Origin of the sequence: Hymenobacter sp. BT559 (genome assembly GCF_017571525.1) — a bacterium.
In the GTDB taxonomy this organism is placed as follows: Bacteria; Bacteroidota; Bacteroidia; order Cytophagales; family Hymenobacteraceae; genus Hymenobacter; species Hymenobacter ginsengisoli.
Genome location: NZ_JAGETY010000008.1, coordinates 234,171 through 251,937, shown reverse-complemented (window position 1 = coordinate 251,937; position 17,767 = coordinate 234,171). Strand labels below are relative to the sequence as shown.

Here is a 17,767-nt window from a genome sequence, read left to right as displayed (position 1 = left end):
AGGCGCTTTTTTTGCTAGTCAAGGACTTTACTATTTTGCAGGCACCTCGGCGGCGGGTGGGGCTAGCGAGATTATTACCTCCCTAAAGCTTACCTCTACCACAATGGCTGGGGCGGCTGCGGTGATTTCGGTGGCTGCGTACTCCCCTAGCGACAACGCTTGGGCATCGGCCGTAGCGGTGGCGATGGCGGTGGGCAGACCGTGCAGTACCACGCGATAAGTCGAGTACGGTGTCTGGTATTCGCCCTCGCTGGCCTGGGCTAGCGTGAGCGACTGGGCATCGCCCGTCACGCGGAAGCGGCGGGTAGTTTGCTGACCTTCGTGGTAAGCGTAGCCCTCGCCGCCATCGTCGTAGAGCACGCTGTCGGCGGTGCCGTTTTTGTAGTACACGTGCAGGGTCAGCTGCTCCACCACTTTCTCACCTACATACTGCATCACGGGCTGCATGGGCACTACGGCGCCGGCTTTCACGAAGAGCGGGATGCGGGTGAGGTCGGCGCTGGCCCACACTTCCTGGCCGCCGTCTTTCAGCTCATCGGTCCAGTAGTAGTACCACTCCCCTTTCGGCAGGTACATCCAGCGGCCATCGGCGCCGGCTTGCGTGATGGGGCACACCAGCAGGTTGTCGCCGAGGCTGAACTCCGCCATGCGCAGGTACGTCTCGGGGTCGTTCTGGTCGAGGAACGTGAGCGGGCGCAGCATGGGCGTGCCCTGCGTGGTGTACTGCCAGAAGGTGGTGTACACATAGGGCAGCAGCTGGTAGCGCAGCTCGATGAAGTGGCGCGCCAAGCTGGTATAAGGCTCGCCAAAGCTCCAGGGCTCCTGGTCGCCGTGGTCGCCCGAGCTGTGGGTGCGGAAGAACGGGTGGAAGGCCCCTAGCGCAATCCAGCGGGCATAGAGCTCGCCATCGGGCGTGTCGATAAAGCCGCCGATATCGGAGCCGATGAAGCTGAAGCCGCTGATGCTGAGGCGCTGGCACTGAATGTTGGCTAGCCAGAGGTGGTCCCAGCTGGCGATGTTGTCGCCGGTCCAGCCCGAGGAATACCGCTGGCCGCCCGCGTAGGTGCTGCGCGTGATGGTAAACGGCCGGTTGGGGTAGCTAAACTGCTTTACGCCAGCGGCAGTGGCCCTAGCCATCTGCATACCGTAGATGTTGTGGGCCTTCTTGTGCGAGCACGGGTTGCCGTCGTAGTCGAAGCGCACATCGTCCGGGAAAGTACCTTTCTCGAACACGGCGGGCTCGTTCATGTCGTTCCACACGCCGCGCACACCAGTGTCCTTTATCAGACCCTCGAACAGGCTGGCCCACCACTCGCGCACCTGCGGCCGGGTGTAGTCGGGGAAGTTGCACTGCCCCGGCCACACCGAGCCGCGCATGAGCGGGCCATCGGCGCGGCGGCAGAAAAAGTCATTCTTCAAGCCCTCCTGGTACACCGGGTAGCTAGGGTCGATTTTGATGCCGGGGTCTATGATAACCACCGTTTTAAAGCCATCTTGGGCCAGCTCATCCACCATGCGCTTGGGCTCGGGGAAGTGCTGCGGGCTCCAGGTAAAGCAGCGGTAGCCATCCATGTAGTCGATGTCGAGGTAAATGGCATCACACGGAATGCGGCGGTCGCGCAGACCCTTCGTGATTTCCTTCACGTTGCTCTCCGGAAAGTAGCTCCACTTGCACTGGTGGTAGCCCAGCGTCCAGAGCGGTGGCAGCTCGGGCGGGCAGGTCAGGCGCGTGTATTCCTCGGTTACTTCGAGCAAGGTGGGGCCGTAGAGGAAATAGTAGTTCATCTCGCCCCCCTCAGCCCAGAAACTGGTAACGTCGGCGCGCTCGGCCGCGAAGTCGAAGAAGGCCTTGAAGGTATTGTCGAAGAAAATGCCGTGCGCAATGCGCTGCTGCAGCACCTGAAAGAACGGAATGTTCTTATACAGCGGGTCCGAGCCCTTCACGTAGCCGTAGGTATCAGAGCCCCAGTTGAGGAAGCGCTGGCCGCGCAGGTTCATGTTGGCGGGCTTGTCGCCGAGGCCGTAGTAGCACACGCCGCTGGGCACGGCGTGGCTCATCTTCACGATGTCGTTGCCGGTATCGTCGTCGTGGTGCCAGTGAAAGCCCTTTTCGTCGGCGCTCAGGATGTTGCCCGAGCGGTCGAGCACCCGCGTACGCAGCGAGTCTTTCCACACAATGCAGATGAGGCGGCCGGTGGTGAGGCGGTAGTGGTCGCTTTTCTCCTTGAATTCCAGAAAGCTCGGCACGCCGGGGCGCATGGTGCGCTCGGCGGCGGGGTCGGGCACGGCGTAGCTGAAATCGGGCTCGCTAGGCGAGCCCGGCGTGAGGTAGCGAAAGCGCAGAATCTTGTCGCTGAGCGCGTGCAGCAGCAGACGGGTGCCGTTTTCGGTGGTGAAGGTGAAGAGGTGGTCGTCGGTTTGCTCGACGCGCTGCACGGCGCCGGGCAGGTGCTCCTGGCGGGCTTGCAGCGCCAGGTCGTTGAGCATGTAGTTATTTTCCTGAACGGAATTGCTAGGCATATAAAAGGAGCGAAAAGACAAAGAAGGCCGGCCCAAAAGCCACAGCTGCAATCAGCAACTGCGGAGCTTTAAGCTTGCAAGTTATCGGTTGGCACCGGCATGCACTCGGGGCGAAGTGCCAGAAACGCAGGGCTGCCAGCGCGCGTTGCGATTATTTTTTTAAGCTCCGCGGTTAACTTGGCCTCGGTAGCCACGTTATTCGCAGTGCCAATACCTGCCTGATGTCACTGCCCGCTGCCGATTTGCCTGCCCCCCTTGCCGTGCTTGTACTGGCTTGGGATGAGGCGGCGCCGGCCGTGCGGGCGCTGGTAGCAGCCACGCAAGTTCCCGCCCCTGCCGTCGATTCCATCTTGGTGATGGTGCCCCAGGCCGACGCCCCCAACCACCTCAGCGCCGAAGAATACCTGCCGCTAGCCCTGCCAGAACCCGCTGCGCAGGCTCCGGAGGCAGTACATCCCAGCGAGTTGGCTCCAGCCTTAGTAGAAACTCCGCCCCCTGCCCCGGCGGCTACCGCGCTACTTCGCGCCGAGGCACTGGAAGAAGATGCCGAGCCGGCTGCCGACGAGCTGCTACTACCCAGCCCGGCCGTAGCGCTAGCCCCCGCTGCTGCGCCAGACCTGGGCTGGGCCACGGTGCGCGTGCTGCGCCTGGGCAGCCACAGCCTGCCGCAGCTGGCCCGGCTGGCGGGCCGGCCCCTGCCCGCCCCTATCTGGCTAGGGGCAGCACTTCCTGCCGCTCCTTATGTAGGCGCCACGCCGCATATTGCTTCCGCAGCTGAGCCCCTAGCGGCGCCAGGGTCTTCGTTGGCCACTCAGTGGCCCGCAGCGCCACTGAGCAGCATAGCTAGCGAACAATTTCTACCCACAATAACTGCGCTTGCGGCCCCCGAAATAGCCGCCGGGCAGTTGCCTGCTGCCACCACCTCGGCCGAGCCAATGCTCCAGGCTGCCGCCCTGGAAACCGACCTGCCGCCCAGCACTGCCGACGAGCCGGAAGTGGTTGAGCTGGTCAGCCCTGACCTCGCGCCGCCGGAAGAGGCTCCGCTCCTGCCCGAGCAGGCTAGCTGGCCCGAGGCACTAGCTGCACTGCGCCAGCCTGTTGCGCCCTCAGCGCCAGCACCGACAGCCCCTAGCGAGCCCGCACCCGACGGCGCGGCCACCGCTAGCCCTGCGCATGCTGCCTTGCTGCCGGCTGCCCAGCACTATCCCGCGCCCGACTTAAACTTTCAAATTATTCAGTATGCCCGCTTTGCGGTGCCGGTGGCACTGGCCGAGCCTACTTACGAAGTTATTTATGCGCCGGCCTGGCCTACCTGGTTAGCCGCGCAGGAGCTGCGCCAGCGCACCGGCCGGCTGCTGGTGCTGCACGTGGCCGCCCTAGCCGCGCCGGCCGATGAGTCGGCCGAAACGGCCACAGGCTGGGTAGCTGAGTTGCAACGCCAGGCCCTACGCCGCGCCGACCTGGTACTGACCGAAACTACCACCCTGGCCGAGCGCCTGCACCACGAACTGGGGCTAGCGGCCGGCGCCGTACGGGTGGTGCCCGCCACCGCTACCGAGGCAATTGCGCAGGCCCTGCACGAAGCCCGCCCGCGCCCGGCGTAATTTTGCGGGTGATGACGGACTTTGAACAAGAATTTGACGCGGCCCTCGAAGCCGACCCGCGCACCGGCGACGTATTTGTGGTAGCCCCGTTTTCGGTGGCCGAGGTATATGGCACCAAGGACGAGCTGCCTGTGCAGACAGCCATCGACGGCTTTCCCTACCAAGGCGAGCTAGCCCCTATTGGCGATGGCTACCATGCCCTGGTGGTGCCGCGCGAGGTGCGCCGGGCCGTGGGCAAAACCGTGGGCGACGTGCTGCACGTGGCCCTGCGCCACGACCTGAGCGAGCGCGTCGTAAATATGCCCGAGGACTTGGCCGCGGCCCTGGCCGAAAACGAAGCCGCGCTGGTTTTCTTCAAAAAGCTCGAAAAGCCCGAGCAGCGCGCCTACGTGCGCTACCTCAAGGGCGCCAAAAACCCCACCGCCCGCGCCAAGCGCCTCACCGAAACGGTATATCGGCTCAGCATTGGGCGCAAGCGCGAGTAGCGCCAGGGGCTCATTCTTCGTGAGCTGGCGCAGGGGCAGCCGTGGGCTGCGCATTAAAATTCAGCGCTTCCCGGATGAAGCCCTGCTTGAGGTGCTCGTAGAGCGAGTGGCGGTCGAGCAGGGTGGCTGCACTTTGGGCCAGCAGGCCGCTAATCAGCAGCTGAAAAATGGCTGAGTGGCGGTCCGTCATTTCCAGCACCAAGATGGCAGCCGTGAACGGCGAGCGCACCACGCCCGTGAGAAAACTTACCATGCTGACCAGAATGAGCAGGTTGCGGTCGGCCACCGCCACGCCAGTCAGGCGGGCCACCCCATCGCCCAGAATAGCTCCGGCGCTGAGCGAGGTAGCAAACACGCCGCCCGCGCCACCACTGCTGTAGCTGAGTGCCATACCTACAAACCGCACCGGAAATAAGTACCAGGGCGTCAGGCCGTTATTTTGGAAAAGCAGGCGATTAATAATGGGCTTGCCGGTGCCTACACTTTCCGTCCCAAACGCAAAAGCTACGGCCGCCATCAGCAGGCCGCAGCCTAGCACCCAGCCGGCCTGGGCCCCTAGCGATGTGAAGCGCTTGCGGTAATTGCCTAGCCAGAGCAGGGTTTTGGCAAAGGCTGCCCCCGCGATGCCGCACACCACGGCCACCAGGAAAACAACCAGCTGCACCCGGCCCGTAGCGGCTATCACCTTGGGGTAGCCCAGGTAGAGGTAGGGACCCAGAAAGGTTTGGGCGGTGAGGCCGGCAATGATAACGGCCGTAAACACGGCCATGCGGAAGCGCGCCATGTGCATCTGGGTCAGCTCTTCTACCACAAACACGATGCCACCTAGCGGCGTGTTGAAAGCCGCGGCTAGCCCGGCGGCGCCACCCGTTACCAGCGCAATCTGGCGCGAAAGCTGCGGCCAGCCGACCGGCTGCAAGCGGTTGATGGCCCTAAAAATAGCCGCCGATACCTGAATGGTGGGTCCCTCGCGCCCGATAACCCCGCCGCCCAATAGTAGCACCACGCTGCTGAGCACTTTGGTTACGGCCACGCGCAGGCTCAGCAGGTAGTTGGTGTGCTGATGATGGGCGGGGTTGGAGAGCTCAATGCCCGCCATTACCTGCGGAATACCGCTGCCCCGGGCCGCCGGGGCTAGCTCGCGCACCAGCAGCCACGACGCGCCAAATGCCACCGGCGTGAGCACAAACGCCAGCCAGGGCGTCTGCCGCAACCAGGTGAAGCTCAGCTCTTCGGCCCAGCCAAACATTTTTTCGTACCCAACTGCCACCAGTCCGGTCAGGATGGACGCCATCCAAAACGGGAAGCTTTGCAGAATAAGGCGCCGCACCCGGTCGGTATACAGAGGGCGAATAAGGTACCGGTCGAACCAGGAAAGCACCCGTTCGTAGCGGGTAGATGAATCGGACATAAGGGAACAGACATCTAAAGCACGCGGCCTTATAACGCCCCCGGCGGCTATTGGATGGCCCCGAAGTAAAAAATAAAACGCAGCCCTGGCGCAACAAGCCAAGCCCGCGCCTTTCGGCTAGCCTGGCGCGGCAGCCTATGCGCGGGCCAGTACCAGCGCGGTGCGGCTGGGCACGTAGAGCCGCAGGCGCGGCGCCTCGGCCGTGCCCCCACCCCCTAGCGTGTCGTAAATCACGTGCTCATCGAGCCGGTCGAAGCCGCCAAACTCGGGCCGGTCGGAGCTGAGCAGCAAGCGGTAGCGGCCCACGGCGGGCACTGGCAGGCCATAATCGAAAAAGCTCTCGCTTACGTGAAAGCTGAATACGAACACCAGCCCGGCCCGCTCGAAGGCGATGACTTTGTTGCTGTGGTCAAGGTTGAGCAGGCTAGCGGGGCCTTTGACAAGCAGCTGGCGCTCGCGGGCCAGCCGAAGCATAGCCTGGTCGAAGGCCAGCAGCTGGCTGAAGCGCAGGTCTTTATTGTCGGCCAGGCTCCACTGGCGGCGGGCGTAATGGTAGCTCCAGTCGTTGCCGGCCCGTGGGAAGTCTACCCACTCGGGGTGGCCAAACTCGTTGCCCATAAAGTTGAGGTAGGCCTCGCCGCCCGCACTCAGCGTGATGAGCCGGATGAGCTTGTGCAACGCCGTGGCCCTGGCCGCGCGCGGGTCGCTATCGAGCACACCCATGTTGGTATAGATGGCCGCATCGTAGAGCCAGTGGCTGAGCGTTTTATCGCCCACCAAAGCTTGGTCGTGGCTTTCGGCGTAGGCCACCGTTTTTTCGCCCTGGCGGCGGTTCACGAGTTGGTGCCACAGCTCGCCGAGGTCCCAGTCTTCGTCGCGCTTATGCTTGAGGGTTTTAATCCAGAAATCGGGCAGGCCCATGCCCAGACGGTAGTCGAAGCCCACACCGCCGTCGGCAAGGGGCCGGCACAGGCCGGGCAGGCCGCTCATGTCTTCGGCAATAAGCAGGGCCGATTTCTTCAACTCGCGCACCAGCGTAGTGGCTAGCATCAGGTACAGAATGGCGTCATCGTCGGCGTCGGGCCCAAAGTAGCTGTCGTAGCCCCCGAACGCGTGGCCTTCGCCGTGGTGATGGTAAAGCATCGACGTGACGCCATCGAACCGGAAGCCATCGAAGTGAAACTCTTCGAGCCAGTAGCGCAGGTTGCTGAGCAAAAACTGCTGCACCTCGGGCCGGCCGTAGTCGAAAAGCTTGGAATCCCAGCCGGGGTGGTTGCCGCGCTCACCCTTGTGAAAGTAGAGGTTGCCCGAGCCGTCGAAGTCGGCTAGCCCCTCGGCCTCGTTCTTCACGGCGTGCGAGTGCACCAGGTCGAGCAGCACCACGATGCCCCGCCGGTGCGCCTCATTCACCAGATACTTTAGGTCTTCGGGCGTGCCAAAGCGCGAGCTGGGCGCGAAGAAATTGGCCACGTGGTAGCCAAACGAGCCATAGTACGGGTGCTCCAGAATGGCCATCAGCTGCACCGTATTGTAGCCCTCCACCTGAATGCGCGGCAGAATATGGTCGGCAAACTCGCGGTAGGTGCCCACGCGGCCCTCTTCCTGAGCCATGCCCACGTGCGCCTCGTAGATAAGCGGCTGGCCCTTGGTGGCATTCTGAATGCGGAAGGTAGAGTCGGCCCACTTAAACGGTGTTTCGGGCACCCACAGCTGGGCCGAAAAGTCATTGGTTTCGGGGTCTTGCACGGCGCGGCGCAGGTAGGCGGGCAGGCGGTCCTTGCCCTGGCCGTGCGCTACCACGTGCAGCTTGTAGCGCGAGCCGGCGGCCAGGCGGCGGCCAGCTTCGTCGTCGGCAATAAAGCCTTCCCACACGCCGCTAGCCTCGTCTTTTTGCAGCGGGTCGGCCTGGCGGTTCCAGAAGTTGAAGTCGCCGACCAGGCTCACCGCCTCGGCGCTGGGGGCCCACTCGCGCACCACGTAGCCGCGGCGGCGGGCATCGTAGTGCAGCCCAAGCCGCTGATGAGCCGTGGCAAACTTGCTCAGCGAGCCATATTCCTGCTTGATACTGGCTAGCCGCTCGGCCAGTCGCTGCTGGCGGGCCAGCAACACGGGTTCGTAGGGTTGCAGCCAGGAATCTTCCTGGGTGAGCGGCAGCGCGGCGACGGGTGCGGCGGGAGAATCCTGGATTTCGGCGGACATAAGCAAGGAAAAATTGGCTTTTCAAAGGTAGGCAACTACCCGGTTGGGCGGCCTTTGTGCCTACTTTGCGGCATGCATACGTTTTCTCGCCTTTCGTCGGCTGCTCTGCTGGCCGCTACGCTCGCCGGCCCGGCGCTAGGGCAAAAAGCCGCACCGCACCGCATCGCTAGCTCTACCGTGGCCGACCAGCTGCCGCCGGCCGCCGCGCCTGTGGTGGCTCGCCACGCGCTGGTAGTATCGGCCCACCCCGAGGCCTCAAAAGTGGGCCGCGACATTATGCAGCAGGGTGGCAATGCGTATGATGCGGCTGTGGCAGTGCAGTTTGCGCTGGCTGTGGTGCTGCCGGTGGCTGGCAACGTGGGCGGCGGTGGCTTTATCGTGTATCGCGACCACGCGGGCCCCGCGGGCACCCTCGACTTCCGCGAAACGGCCCCGGTGGGGGCTAGCCGCGATATGTATCTCGACGCGCAGGGCAATGTGGTGCCCGGCCGCAGCACCTACGGCCCGCTTTCGACGGGCACGCCCGGCACCGTAGCAGGCATGGTGGCGCTGCATCAAAAGATGGGCAAGCTGCCCTGGGCCAAGCTCGTGGCGCCGGCCGTGCGCCTGGCCAGCCACGGCGTGGCCCTTACCGAGAAAGAAGCAGCCGGCCTCAACCGCACGCAAGCCGACTTTACGAAGTATAACCCCGGCTCACCGCCCGCTTTTGTGCGGGCTGCCGCGTGGCAGAAAGGCGATACCCTAAAGCAGCCCGAGCTAGCCGCCGTGCTGCTACGCATTCAGAACCAAGGCCGTGCCGGCTTCTACCAGGGCCGCACCGCCGAATTGCTACTGGCCGAAATGAAAAAGGGCGGCGGCCTCATCACCCAGCAAGACCTCGACGGCTACCAACCCAAGTGGCGCGCCGCCTTGCGCGGCACCTACCGCGGCTACGATGTCATCACGATGCCACCCCCGAGCAGCGGCGGCGTGGCCTTGCTCCAGATTTTGCAAATGCTGGAGCCTAGCAACTTAGGCAAGCTGGGCTACCACACGCCCGCCGCTGTGGCCCTCATCACCGAGGCCGAGCGCCGGGCCTATGCCGACCGCGCCACCTACCTCGGCGACCCCGATTTTGGAAAGGTACCCGTGGCGCAACTACTCGAAAAAAATTATAATAAACAGCGCTTCAGCACCCTGCGCGCCGATGGGCTAGCCACCCCTAGCGCGCAAATCACGGCTGGCCCCGGCCTGCCACGCTACGAGAGCGACCAAACCACGCACTACGATGTAGTCGATGCCCAGGGCAACGCCGTGAGCTGCACCACTACCCTCAACGGCGCCTACGGCAGCAAGGTAGTGGTAGCCGGCGCTGGCTTTCTGCTTAATAATGAGATGGATGATTTTAGCTCGAAAGCCGGCGTACCCAACATGTACGGCCTGGTAGGTGGGACCGCCAATGCCATTGCGCCCGGCAAGCGCATGCTCAGCAGCATGACGCCCACTATCCTGACCAAAAACGGCAATCTGGCCCTTGTCACGGGTTCACCAGGTGGCAGTACCATCATTACCACAGTGTTGCAATCAATTCTGAATGTAGTCGACTACGGCGCCAACGCCGAGGAGGCCGTGGCCGCACCGCGCATGCACCACCAGTGGCTGCCCGACCAGCTCGATGTAGAAGCCGGCGCCCTCACGCCCGCCGCCGAAAAGATCTTACAGGAGCGCGGCTTTAACCCTAAGCCCCGCACGCCCTGGGGCCGCCTCGATGCCATTCGGGTGCTGCCCGACGGCCGCCTCGAAGGCGGCGCCGACCCTAGGGGCGACGACGCAGCCGTGGGGTATTGATGGCTGATTGTTCTTCCGCTTGATGAGAAATCGCCTTATAGGCTACCTAGCCGCTTTTCTGATTATAGCTAGCGCCCTAGAAGGGTGCGCCGTTGTTAATACGATGGTATGCCTGAAGTACGAAACCGGCCAGAAGGCTGCCAAGAATAACTGCATCAGCGACGTAACGGGCAATGACTTATGCGATGAGCTAAAGTGGCATAAAGAACTCGCAGTTGGATGCCTTTCGGCTTGGTTGGCTTTGCCCTTCTAGAGAAAAGGCCTGGCGCATAGAATCACGAAAAAGTTTGTATCTTTGCACCAGAAATTGGTATTCAATCTGAAAAGAGGGGACGCGCAGTCCCCTCTTTTTTTGCCCTATCCCCCGCCTGTCATGGCTCAATTTGACCGCCACCGCATTCAGCAACTGCTCGCCGACGCCCTCGGCGACAGCGGGTTGTATGTAGTTGACCTCACCGTGTCGGACTCGGTGATGCCTAAAATCACCGCCACCCTCGATGGCCCCAACGGCCTCGGCATTCAGGAGTGCGCCCAGGTGACGCGCCGCCTCAACCGCGGCCTCGAAGAGGCCTACGGGGAGGATGCCGCGTATTCGCTCGAAGTGACCTCGCCCGGCGCTGACCAGCCTCTTACCGACCCGCGCCAGTATCAGCGCCACGTGGGTCGCAGCCTGGCTTTGAAGCTGGCCGACGGTGCCGAAAAGACTGGCCCGCTGACCGCCGTCACCCCCGAAGGCATTGAACTGGAGGAGGTTGTAAAAGTAAAAACCAAGAAAACTACGCTGCCCGCCGTCTTTATTCCTTTCGGGGACATTAAGGAAGCGAAAGTTGTTATCTCCTTTAAGTAAGCCTTACTGGCTAGCCCTGCCCCGCAGCTAGGTTAGCCGGCCCGGTTAAAACCCTTTTTTCTCATGGCTAAAAAAGCAACCCCTAGCCCCCAGGAAGTCGCCGCTGCGCAAGCTGACCTGAACGCCCGGATGCTCATCGAGAACTTCCAGGAGTTCGCCAAAAGCCGCAACATCGACCGGCCCACGATGATGTCGATTCTCGACGACGTATTCCGGACGATGATTCGCAAAAAGTTTGAGGATGACTCGAACTTCGACGTGATTATCAACCCCGACAACGGCGACCTCGAAATCTGGCGCAACCGCGAAATCGTGGACGATGACTCCGAGGATATCTGGGACCTCGACAAGATTCCGCTGGCCGAAGCCCAAAAGATTGAGCCCGACTTCGAGATTGGCGAATCGGTGGCCGAGCGCATCAAGATTGATGACTTTGGCCGCCGCGCCGTGCTGCTAGCCCGCCAAACGCTGATTCAGCGCGTGAAGGACATGGAGCGCGACAACCTGTACCAGAAATACAAGGACCTGGTGGGCGAAATCATCACCGGCGAAGTGTATCAGGTATGGAGCCGCGAGGCCCTCATTCTGGACAAGGACGAGAATGAGCTCGTGCTGCCCAAGAGCGAGCAGATACCCAAGGACCGCTACCGCAAGGGCGACACCGTGCGCGCTGTGGTGCACCGCGTCGATGTAGTAAACGGCACGCCCAAGGTTATCCTGAGTCGCGCCGCGCCGGCCTTCCTCGAGCGCTTGTTTGAGCAGGAAGTACCCGAGATTTACGACGGTCTTATCAGCATCAAAAACGTGGTGCGTGAGCCCGGCGAGCGTGCCAAAGTGGCCGTAGAAAGCTACGACGAGCGCATCGACCCGGTGGGCGCCTGCGTGGGTATGAAAGGCAGCCGCATCCACCCGGTGGTGCGCGAGCTGATGAACGAGAACATCGACATCATCAACTACACCGACAACCTGGAGCTATTTATCTCGCGGGCCCTGTCGCCGGCCAAGGTTGGCTCGATGAAAATCAGTGAACAAACCGGCCGGGTTTCCGTGTTCATGAAGCCCGACCAGGTGAGCCTGGCTATCGGCCGGGGCGGTGCCAACATTAAGCTGGCAAGCCGCCTGGTAGGTATGGAAATCGACGTATTCCGCGAGGCTACCGACTACGAAGAAGATATCGCACTCGACGAGTTTACCGACGAAATCGAGCCCTGGGTTATCGCCGAGCTCAAGAAAATCGGCCTCGACACTGGCCGTGCGGTGCTGGCGGTGAAGAAGGATGACATTGTGCGCCGCACCGAACTGGAGGAAGAAACGGTAGACGATGTATACCGCGTAATCCGCCAGGAATTTGCCGACGACGACGACCTGCCGACTGAGGCTGGTGCTGCGGCACCCAGCCCGGCAACTACACCAGCTGCCAACGACGACACCGACAGCGCTCCGGCCGCCCAATGAGGGCCGGGGCCAACCGCCAGCGGGTAAGTTATTAAATCGAGCCAGTAGGCTTGGTTTATAGCCTGCTGGCCAGATTTAATCTTTACCTTTGCACTCTGAACGTATTCGTTCGCGACTTATTAGAATGGCGGAAGCAACCCCGAAACGGCTACTACAGGCAGCCAAAGACCTGAACATTGGCATCGACCGGGCCGTCGAGGCCCTTTCCCGCAAAGGGATTGCGGTAGAGAATAAGCCTACTACCAAGCTCACGGGTGAGCAGGTAAGCTTATTGGAAAAAGAATTTGCGGCTTCGGCCCAAGACAAGCAGGAGGCACAGCGCCACACCCAGGCGCGCCGGCAGAGCGAGCTGAATGCCCAGGCTCAGGCCGCCGTGGCTAAGCCTGCGCCGACGCCAGCCCCTGCTCCCAAGCCTGCGCCGGCCACAACGCCTGTAGCGGCTCCGGTAGCGGCGGCACCAGTTGCTCCGGCACCAGTAGCTGCTACGGCACCCGCCGCACAGCCAGCGGCAGCCCCGGTAGAAGCCCCTAAAACGCCTGGCCTCAAGGTACTAGGCAAGATTGAGCTGGACAGCAAAGGTCGTGTTATTCCGGCTCGTCCGGCAGCGCCCGCTGCGCCGGCCGCCGAAGCAAAGCCAGCCCCGGTAGCCCCGGCGGCTGCCCCGGCTCCGGTAGCTGAGGCTAAACCAGCCCCGGCCGCTACGCCCGTAGCGCCGGCCCCGGCTCGTCCTGCTACGCCTACTTATACGGCCGCGCCGGTGGCTGCTGCCCCGGTAACGGCTGTGCCTGCCCCTCCAACGCCGCCTGTCGCGACAGAAGCAGTTGCTGCCCCAGCCCCTGCGCCGGCCGCCCCGGCAGCTACTACACCTGCCGCCCCCGAGGCCCCAGCCCCTGCGGCGGAAGAAGGTACCATCACGGCCAAGGCCGACCAGCTGAAAGGCCTGACGGTATTAGGCAAGATTCAACTCCCGGTTGATTCGAGTCGCCGTGGGCCTGGAGGCCGTGGGCCGCGCCCCGTGGCCTCGTCCGACGTGCGCAAGAGCGGCGTTGGCAATGCTAACCAGAAAAAGCGCCAGCGCCTACCGGCGCCCGGTCAGCCGGGCGGTGGAGCAAACACTGGCACTACTACCGGACAAGGTGGGGGCTACCAAGGCAACCGCCCCGCCGGTGGTCAGGGACAAGGTGGCAATCGCCCCAGCGGCCCCGGTCAGGGCAACCGCCCGGGTCAAGGCAACCGCCCCGGCCAAGGCAACAACCGTCCTGCTACGCCTCAAGTACCGCTCACGCCCGAGCAGAACGACAAGCAGATTCAGGAGCAAATCAAGGCTACGCTCGCTAAGCTCAGCGGCGGCAAAACCAATGCCGCAGCCAACCGCGCCAAGTATCGCCGCGACAAGCGGGGCATGGCCGCTGAAGAGCGCGAAGCGTTGCGTGCCCAGAACGAGCTTGACGCCAAAACACTGAAGCTAACCGAGTTCATTTCGGCCAACGACCTCGCGTCGCTGATGGATGTGAACGTGAACGAGGTAATCAAGGTGTGCCTGGGTATGGGCATGTTCGTGTCAATCAACCAGCGCCTCGACGCCGAAGCCATCACAGTTATCGCCGACGAGTTTGGCTACGATGTCGAGTTCTTGTCGGCTGAAGAAGACGAGGAAGCCATCGACCTCACCGACGCTCCCGAGGACTTGCAGCCCCGCGCGCCCATCGTGACTATCATGGGTCACGTCGACCACGGTAAAACGTCGCTGCTCGACTACATCCGCGAAGCGAATGTGGCCAAAGGTGAGGCTGGCGGTATTACCCAGCACATCGGTGCCTATGAGGTAAAAACTAAATCGGGCTCGCCGATTACGTTTCTTGATACGCCTGGCCACGAAGCCTTTACGGCTATGCGTGCCCGCGGTGCGAAAGTGACAGACATTGCCATTATTGTAATCGCGGCCGACGACTCGGTGATGCCCCAGACCAAGGAGGCCATCAACCACGCCCAGGCGGCTGGTGTACCGATTATCATCGCGCTCAACAAGGTCGATAAACCCACGGCCAACCCGGAGAAAATCCGCGAAGAGCTTTCGCAGATGAATATTCTGGTGGAAGAGTGGGGCGGCAAGTACCAAAGCCAGGAAGTATCGGCCAAGTCGGGTCTCGGCGTGGACGACCTGTTGGAGAAAGTATTGCTCGAAGCCGAGCTGCTCGAACTCACAGCCAACCCCGACCGCAACGCAGTAGGCACGGTTATCGAAGCTGAGCTGGACAAAGGCCGCGGCTACGTAACCACCGTGCTCGTGCAAACCGGTACGCTTAATGTCGGCGATATCGTGCTGGCTGGCCCGCACTACGGCCGCGTAAAGGCCATGACCGACTACCGCGGCAAGAAGAAAAAGGTGGCCGGGCCCGCTACACCGGTGCAGGTGCTAGGCCTCACGGGAGCCCCGCAGGCCGGCGACCGCATCCAAGTAATGGAAACGGAGCGCGAAGCCCGCGAACTGGCCACCCAGCGCCAGCAGCTGGCCCGCGAGCAGAGCATCCGCACCAAGAAACACATCACCCTCGACGAGATTGGTCGCCGTCTGGCTATCGGCTCGTTTAAGGAGCTCAACATCTTGGTGAAAGGTGACGTGGACGGCTCGGTAGAAGCACTCTCCGACTCGCTGCTGAAGCTGAGTACACCCGAAGTGAAGGTGAACATCCTAAGCAAAGGCGTAGGTGCTATCTCGGAAAGCGACGTGCTGCTAGCTTCGGCCTCCGATGCCATCATCATCGGTTTCCAGGTGCGGCCTTCGCAAAGCGCCCGCAAACTGGCTGAGCAAGAGCAGATTGACGTACGCCTGTACTCTATCATCTACAATGCCATCAACGAAGTGAAGGACGCCATGGAGGGCATGCTAGCCCCCACCCTGCACGAAGTAGTGGTAGCCAACGCCGAAGTACGCCAGGTATTCAACATCACCAAAGTGGGCACCATCGGTGGTTGCATGGTGACGGATGGTACCTTCACCCGCAAAACCAAGGTGCGCGTGGTGCGCAATGGCATCGTGCAGTATACCGGCGACATTCAAGACCTCAAGCGCTTCAAAGACGATGTGTCGGAGGTGCGCCAGGGTTACGAGTGCGGTATTTCGGTGAAGAACTTCAACGACCTGCAAGAGGGCGACAATATTGAGGGCTTCGAAGAGCAGGAAATCAAGCGCAAGCTGTAATTCCAGCCTACGAATTCGGCCGGATTACGCGGATTCTGTGGACGAACGAAAAAGGCTGCCTGCTAGGGCAGCCTTTTTTGTTTACTGAGGAGCGAGCCCATAAAAATGGCTCCCAACTTATGCTGGGAACCATCTACCAAAATCACGTAAGCCGAAAAATCACCCGGAATCCGTGGCTTAGAATAACAAGAACTTCTTTTTACGGCCGTGTTCGTGCACGAGGGGCTTGCCCTTCGTGCGTCCACCCATTATTACGCGGCGCGACACGCCGCGCTCCTGCTCCTGGCCGGGCAGCGCCCGAAACTTGCGCAGGGTGAAAGAGCTGCCAGCTTTATCCATCTGGCGGTAGGGGCCACCACGCTCGGCGCCAAGGCTCGTATTACCAGTGCGCGCCTCTAAGAGCTGCAGTTGCTGGTCACGGGCCGCATCTTCGGGGCTCATTTGCTGCTGGCGGCGAGTGCGGGCATTGTCGGGCGCGCTAGGGGCAGCAGGCTGCTTTGAGCTGCCAAGCATCGGAAAATTGGGGGCCGTGGTCTGCGCCTGGGCAGCAGGAGCAGCAAGCAGCGACGCCGCAAAGGCTACCGGAGCAAGAAAGGTCAGTTTTTTCACAGGTCGAAGCTACGAATAAGCGAAGAGCAGTACCCCAGAAATGCCGGTGCAGCAGCAGAAGTTCCGGCTAGTTTAGCCAAGCGCTTTTTAGGAGCGCGCGCGCAAGGAATCGCGGATTTCGGCAAGCAGCTCTTGCTCGCGGGTAATAGTGGGAGCCACCGGCGCAACTACCACAACTGGTTTTTTGAAGCGGTTGGCCAACTTCACTACCCAAAAAATGACGAATGCGATGATAAGAAAGTAAATAATAGCATTGAGAAAGTTGCCGTAGGCCACGGCCGCGGCGCCCGCCTTTTTGGCTTCCTCAAGCGTTTTGTAGTGCTGCCCGTTGAGCGTAAAGAATAAGTCTTTGAAATCAACGCCATTGGTTAGCACCCCTAGCACAGGCATAATGATATCGTCGGTCAGGGACGAGACAATCTTGCCAAAGGCCCCACCGATGATGACACCTACTGCCAAGTCGAGCACATTGCCTTTTGAAATAAACTCTTTGAATTCGGAAACAAAGCTCATAAGGAGAAAAGAGAAAATGATAGAGGGAGAAGGAGGCACTTTGCTCAGACAATAACATTGTCTACTAGCCGATGTGGCTGACCGACACAAAGTTTAGCGCAATATGCACGCGATTAACCGATAGTTCGCCCAGCCAAGGTATTTACGCGGCCAATGGACTACTTCCGCCGCTGAAAGTGGGGCTAGCCCAGCGCCGTACCTTTGCAGCGCTAGCTTTTCGCCCACCTTTTCACTTGCTCATGGCTGCCTCATTCGAAAATCTACTTTATGACCTGGACACTGCCAGCGGTATCCTCACGCTTACCGTCAACCGGCCTACCAAGCTCAACGCGCTCAACGCTGCCACGATAGCCGAGCTAGGCCAGGCTATTGACCATGCGCGGGCCGACGAGGCCGTACGCGGGATATTGCTCACGGGTAGCGGCGAGAAGGCTTTCGTAGCCGGGGCCGACATCTCGGAGCTGGCCCAGCTAAGTGGACCGGGGGCGCAGGAGGCCTCTGCCAAGGGGCAGGACGTGTTTCGGCGTTTCGAAACCAGCCCTAAGCCCGTAGTGGCGGCCGTAAATGGCTTTGCGCTAGGCGGTGGCTGCGAGCTAGCCATGGCCTGCCATATTCGGGTGGCTTCGGAAAACGCCCGCTTCGGCCAGCCCGAGGTAAACCTGGGCCTGCTGCCGGGCTATGGTGGTACCCAGCGCCTGGTGCAGCTAGTAGGCAAAGGCAAGGCGTTGGAGCTGCTGCTCACCGCCGACCAGGTAAAGGCCGACGAGGCGCTACGCCTGGGCCTGGCCAACCACGTAGTGCCCCAGGCCGAGCTGCTGGCCTTTTGCAAAAGCATGCTGCTGAAGATACTAAGCAAGGCGCCGGTAGCGATAGGCCTGACTATCGACTGCGTCAACACCTATTTTGACCACGGCGGCGAGGCGGGTTACGCGGCTGAGGCTAGCGCCTTCGGCCAAGCGTTTGGTACGGCTGATTTTAAAGAAGGCACTGCTGCTTTTCTGGAAAAGCGCCCGGCAGTATTTACTGGCAATTAATTTTTAGGGAGGCCGGCGGCCGGGCTGAAGCGCTACCCAGGTAGCTTCGTAAGCCAGACGC

At 61.5% G+C, this 17,767-nt stretch carries 12 protein-coding genes; 7 read left to right on the top strand and 5 right to left on the bottom strand.

The window, feature by feature from the left end; genetic code table 11:
• Positions 1-30: 30 nt before the first annotated feature.
• On the bottom strand, positions 31-2,520 hold the full coding sequence (locus J4D99_RS13180; protein ID WP_208132179.1) for a glycoside hydrolase family 31 protein: 2,490 nt from the start codon (positions 2,518-2,520) through the stop codon (positions 31-33).
• A gap of 242 nt (positions 2,521-2,762) precedes the next feature.
• Between J4D99_RS13180 and J4D99_RS13175 the strand changes: the two genes are divergently transcribed.
• Complete coding sequence (locus tag J4D99_RS13175) at positions 2,763-4,124, top strand: glycosyltransferase (protein ID WP_208132178.1); 1,362 nt, start codon at positions 2,763-2,765, stop codon at positions 4,122-4,124.
• A gap of 11 nt (positions 4,125-4,135) precedes the next feature.
• Positions 4,136-4,609, top strand: coding sequence for a YdeI/OmpD-associated family protein (locus J4D99_RS13170; protein ID WP_208132177.1), 474 nt, complete (start codon positions 4,136-4,138; stop codon positions 4,607-4,609).
• 10 nt (positions 4,610-4,619) lie between these two features.
• On the opposite strand, the gene J4D99_RS13165 is transcribed toward J4D99_RS13170, so the two are convergent.
• A complete protein-coding gene (locus J4D99_RS13165; RefSeq protein ID WP_208132176.1) occupies positions 4,620-6,020 on the bottom strand; it encodes a chloride channel protein in 1,401 nt (466 codons plus the stop codon).
• Between the two features lie 135 nt (positions 6,021-6,155).
• Positions 6,156-8,219 carry an alpha amylase C-terminal domain-containing protein gene (locus J4D99_RS13160; protein WP_208132175.1) on the bottom strand — a complete coding sequence of 688 codons (2,064 nt, stop codon included), beginning with the start codon at positions 8,217-8,219 and terminating at the stop codon, positions 6,156-6,158.
• A gap of 72 nt (positions 8,220-8,291) precedes the next feature.
• Here J4D99_RS13160 and ggt point away from each other — a divergent pair, with 72 nt between their 5' ends.
• The 4 genes from ggt (at position 8,292) to infB (ending at position 15,550) form a co-directional block, all read left to right on the top strand.
• The gene (gene ggt / locus J4D99_RS13155; protein WP_208132174.1) at positions 8,292-10,046 is read left to right on the top strand and encodes a gamma-glutamyltransferase; all 1,755 of its coding nucleotides are present in this window, start codon (positions 8,292-8,294) and stop codon (positions 10,044-10,046) included.
• Positions 10,047-10,419: 373 nt separating this feature from the next.
• On the top strand, positions 10,420-10,893 hold the full coding sequence (rimP, locus tag J4D99_RS13150; RefSeq protein ID WP_208132173.1) for a ribosome maturation factor RimP: 474 nt from the start codon (positions 10,420-10,422) through the stop codon (positions 10,891-10,893).
• 117 nt (positions 10,894-11,010) lie between these two features.
• A complete protein-coding gene (gene nusA / locus J4D99_RS13145) occupies positions 11,011-12,348 on the top strand; it encodes a transcription termination factor NusA (RefSeq protein WP_208132208.1) in 1,338 nt (445 codons plus the stop codon).
• Positions 12,349-12,472: 124 nt separating this feature from the next.
• The gene (infB, locus tag J4D99_RS13140; RefSeq protein WP_208132172.1) at positions 12,473-15,550 is read left to right on the top strand and encodes a translation initiation factor IF-2; all 3,078 of its coding nucleotides are present in this window, start codon (positions 12,473-12,475) and stop codon (positions 15,548-15,550) included.
• Positions 15,551-15,727: 177 nt separating this feature from the next.
• Here the strand turns inward: infB and J4D99_RS13135 are convergent, their stop codons facing one another.
• Both J4D99_RS13135 and mscL read right to left on the bottom strand, forming a co-directional pair.
• A complete protein-coding gene (locus J4D99_RS13135) occupies positions 15,728-16,159 on the bottom strand; it encodes a hypothetical protein (RefSeq protein ID WP_208132171.1) in 432 nt (143 codons plus the stop codon).
• Positions 16,160-16,246: 87 nt separating this feature from the next.
• Positions 16,247-16,672 carry a large conductance mechanosensitive channel protein MscL gene (gene mscL / locus J4D99_RS13130; protein ID WP_208132170.1) on the bottom strand — a complete coding sequence of 142 codons (426 nt, stop codon included), beginning with the start codon at positions 16,670-16,672 and terminating at the stop codon, positions 16,247-16,249.
• A gap of 239 nt (positions 16,673-16,911) precedes the next feature.
• On the opposite strand from mscL, the gene J4D99_RS13125 reads away from it, so the two are divergent.
• On the top strand, positions 16,912-17,706 hold the full coding sequence (locus J4D99_RS13125) for an enoyl-CoA hydratase/isomerase family protein (RefSeq protein ID WP_208132169.1): 795 nt from the start codon (positions 16,912-16,914) through the stop codon (positions 17,704-17,706).
• Positions 17,707-17,767: the final 61 nt, after the last annotated feature.

What these genes read in the sequence shown, in the direction of transcription:
- J4D99_RS13180 (WP_208132179.1), bottom strand. Translation starts at nt 2,520, where the DNA reads ATGCCTAGCAATTCCGTTCAGGAAAATAACTACATGCTCAACGACCTG.
- J4D99_RS13170 (WP_208132177.1), top strand. Translation starts at nt 4,136, where the DNA reads ATGACGGACTTTGAACAAGAATTTGACGCGGCCCTCGAAGCCGACCCG.
- J4D99_RS13165 (WP_208132176.1), bottom strand. Translation starts at nt 6,020, where the DNA reads ATGTCCGATTCATCTACCCGCTACGAACGGGTGCTTTCCTGGTTCGAC.
- J4D99_RS13160 (WP_208132175.1), bottom strand. Translation starts at nt 8,219, where the DNA reads ATGTCCGCCGAAATCCAGGATTCTCCCGCCGCACCCGTCGCCGCGCTG.
- ggt (WP_208132174.1), top strand. Translation starts at nt 8,292, where the DNA reads ATGCATACGTTTTCTCGCCTTTCGTCGGCTGCTCTGCTGGCCGCTACG.
- rimP (WP_208132173.1), top strand. Translation starts at nt 10,420, where the DNA reads ATGGCTCAATTTGACCGCCACCGCATTCAGCAACTGCTCGCCGACGCC.
- infB (WP_208132172.1), top strand. Translation starts at nt 12,473, where the DNA reads ATGGCGGAAGCAACCCCGAAACGGCTACTACAGGCAGCCAAAGACCTG.
- mscL (WP_208132170.1), bottom strand. Translation starts at nt 16,672, where the DNA reads ATGAGCTTTGTTTCCGAATTCAAAGAGTTTATTTCAAAAGGCAATGTG.
- J4D99_RS13125 (WP_208132169.1), top strand. Translation starts at nt 16,912, where the DNA reads ATGGCTGCCTCATTCGAAAATCTACTTTATGACCTGGACACTGCCAGC.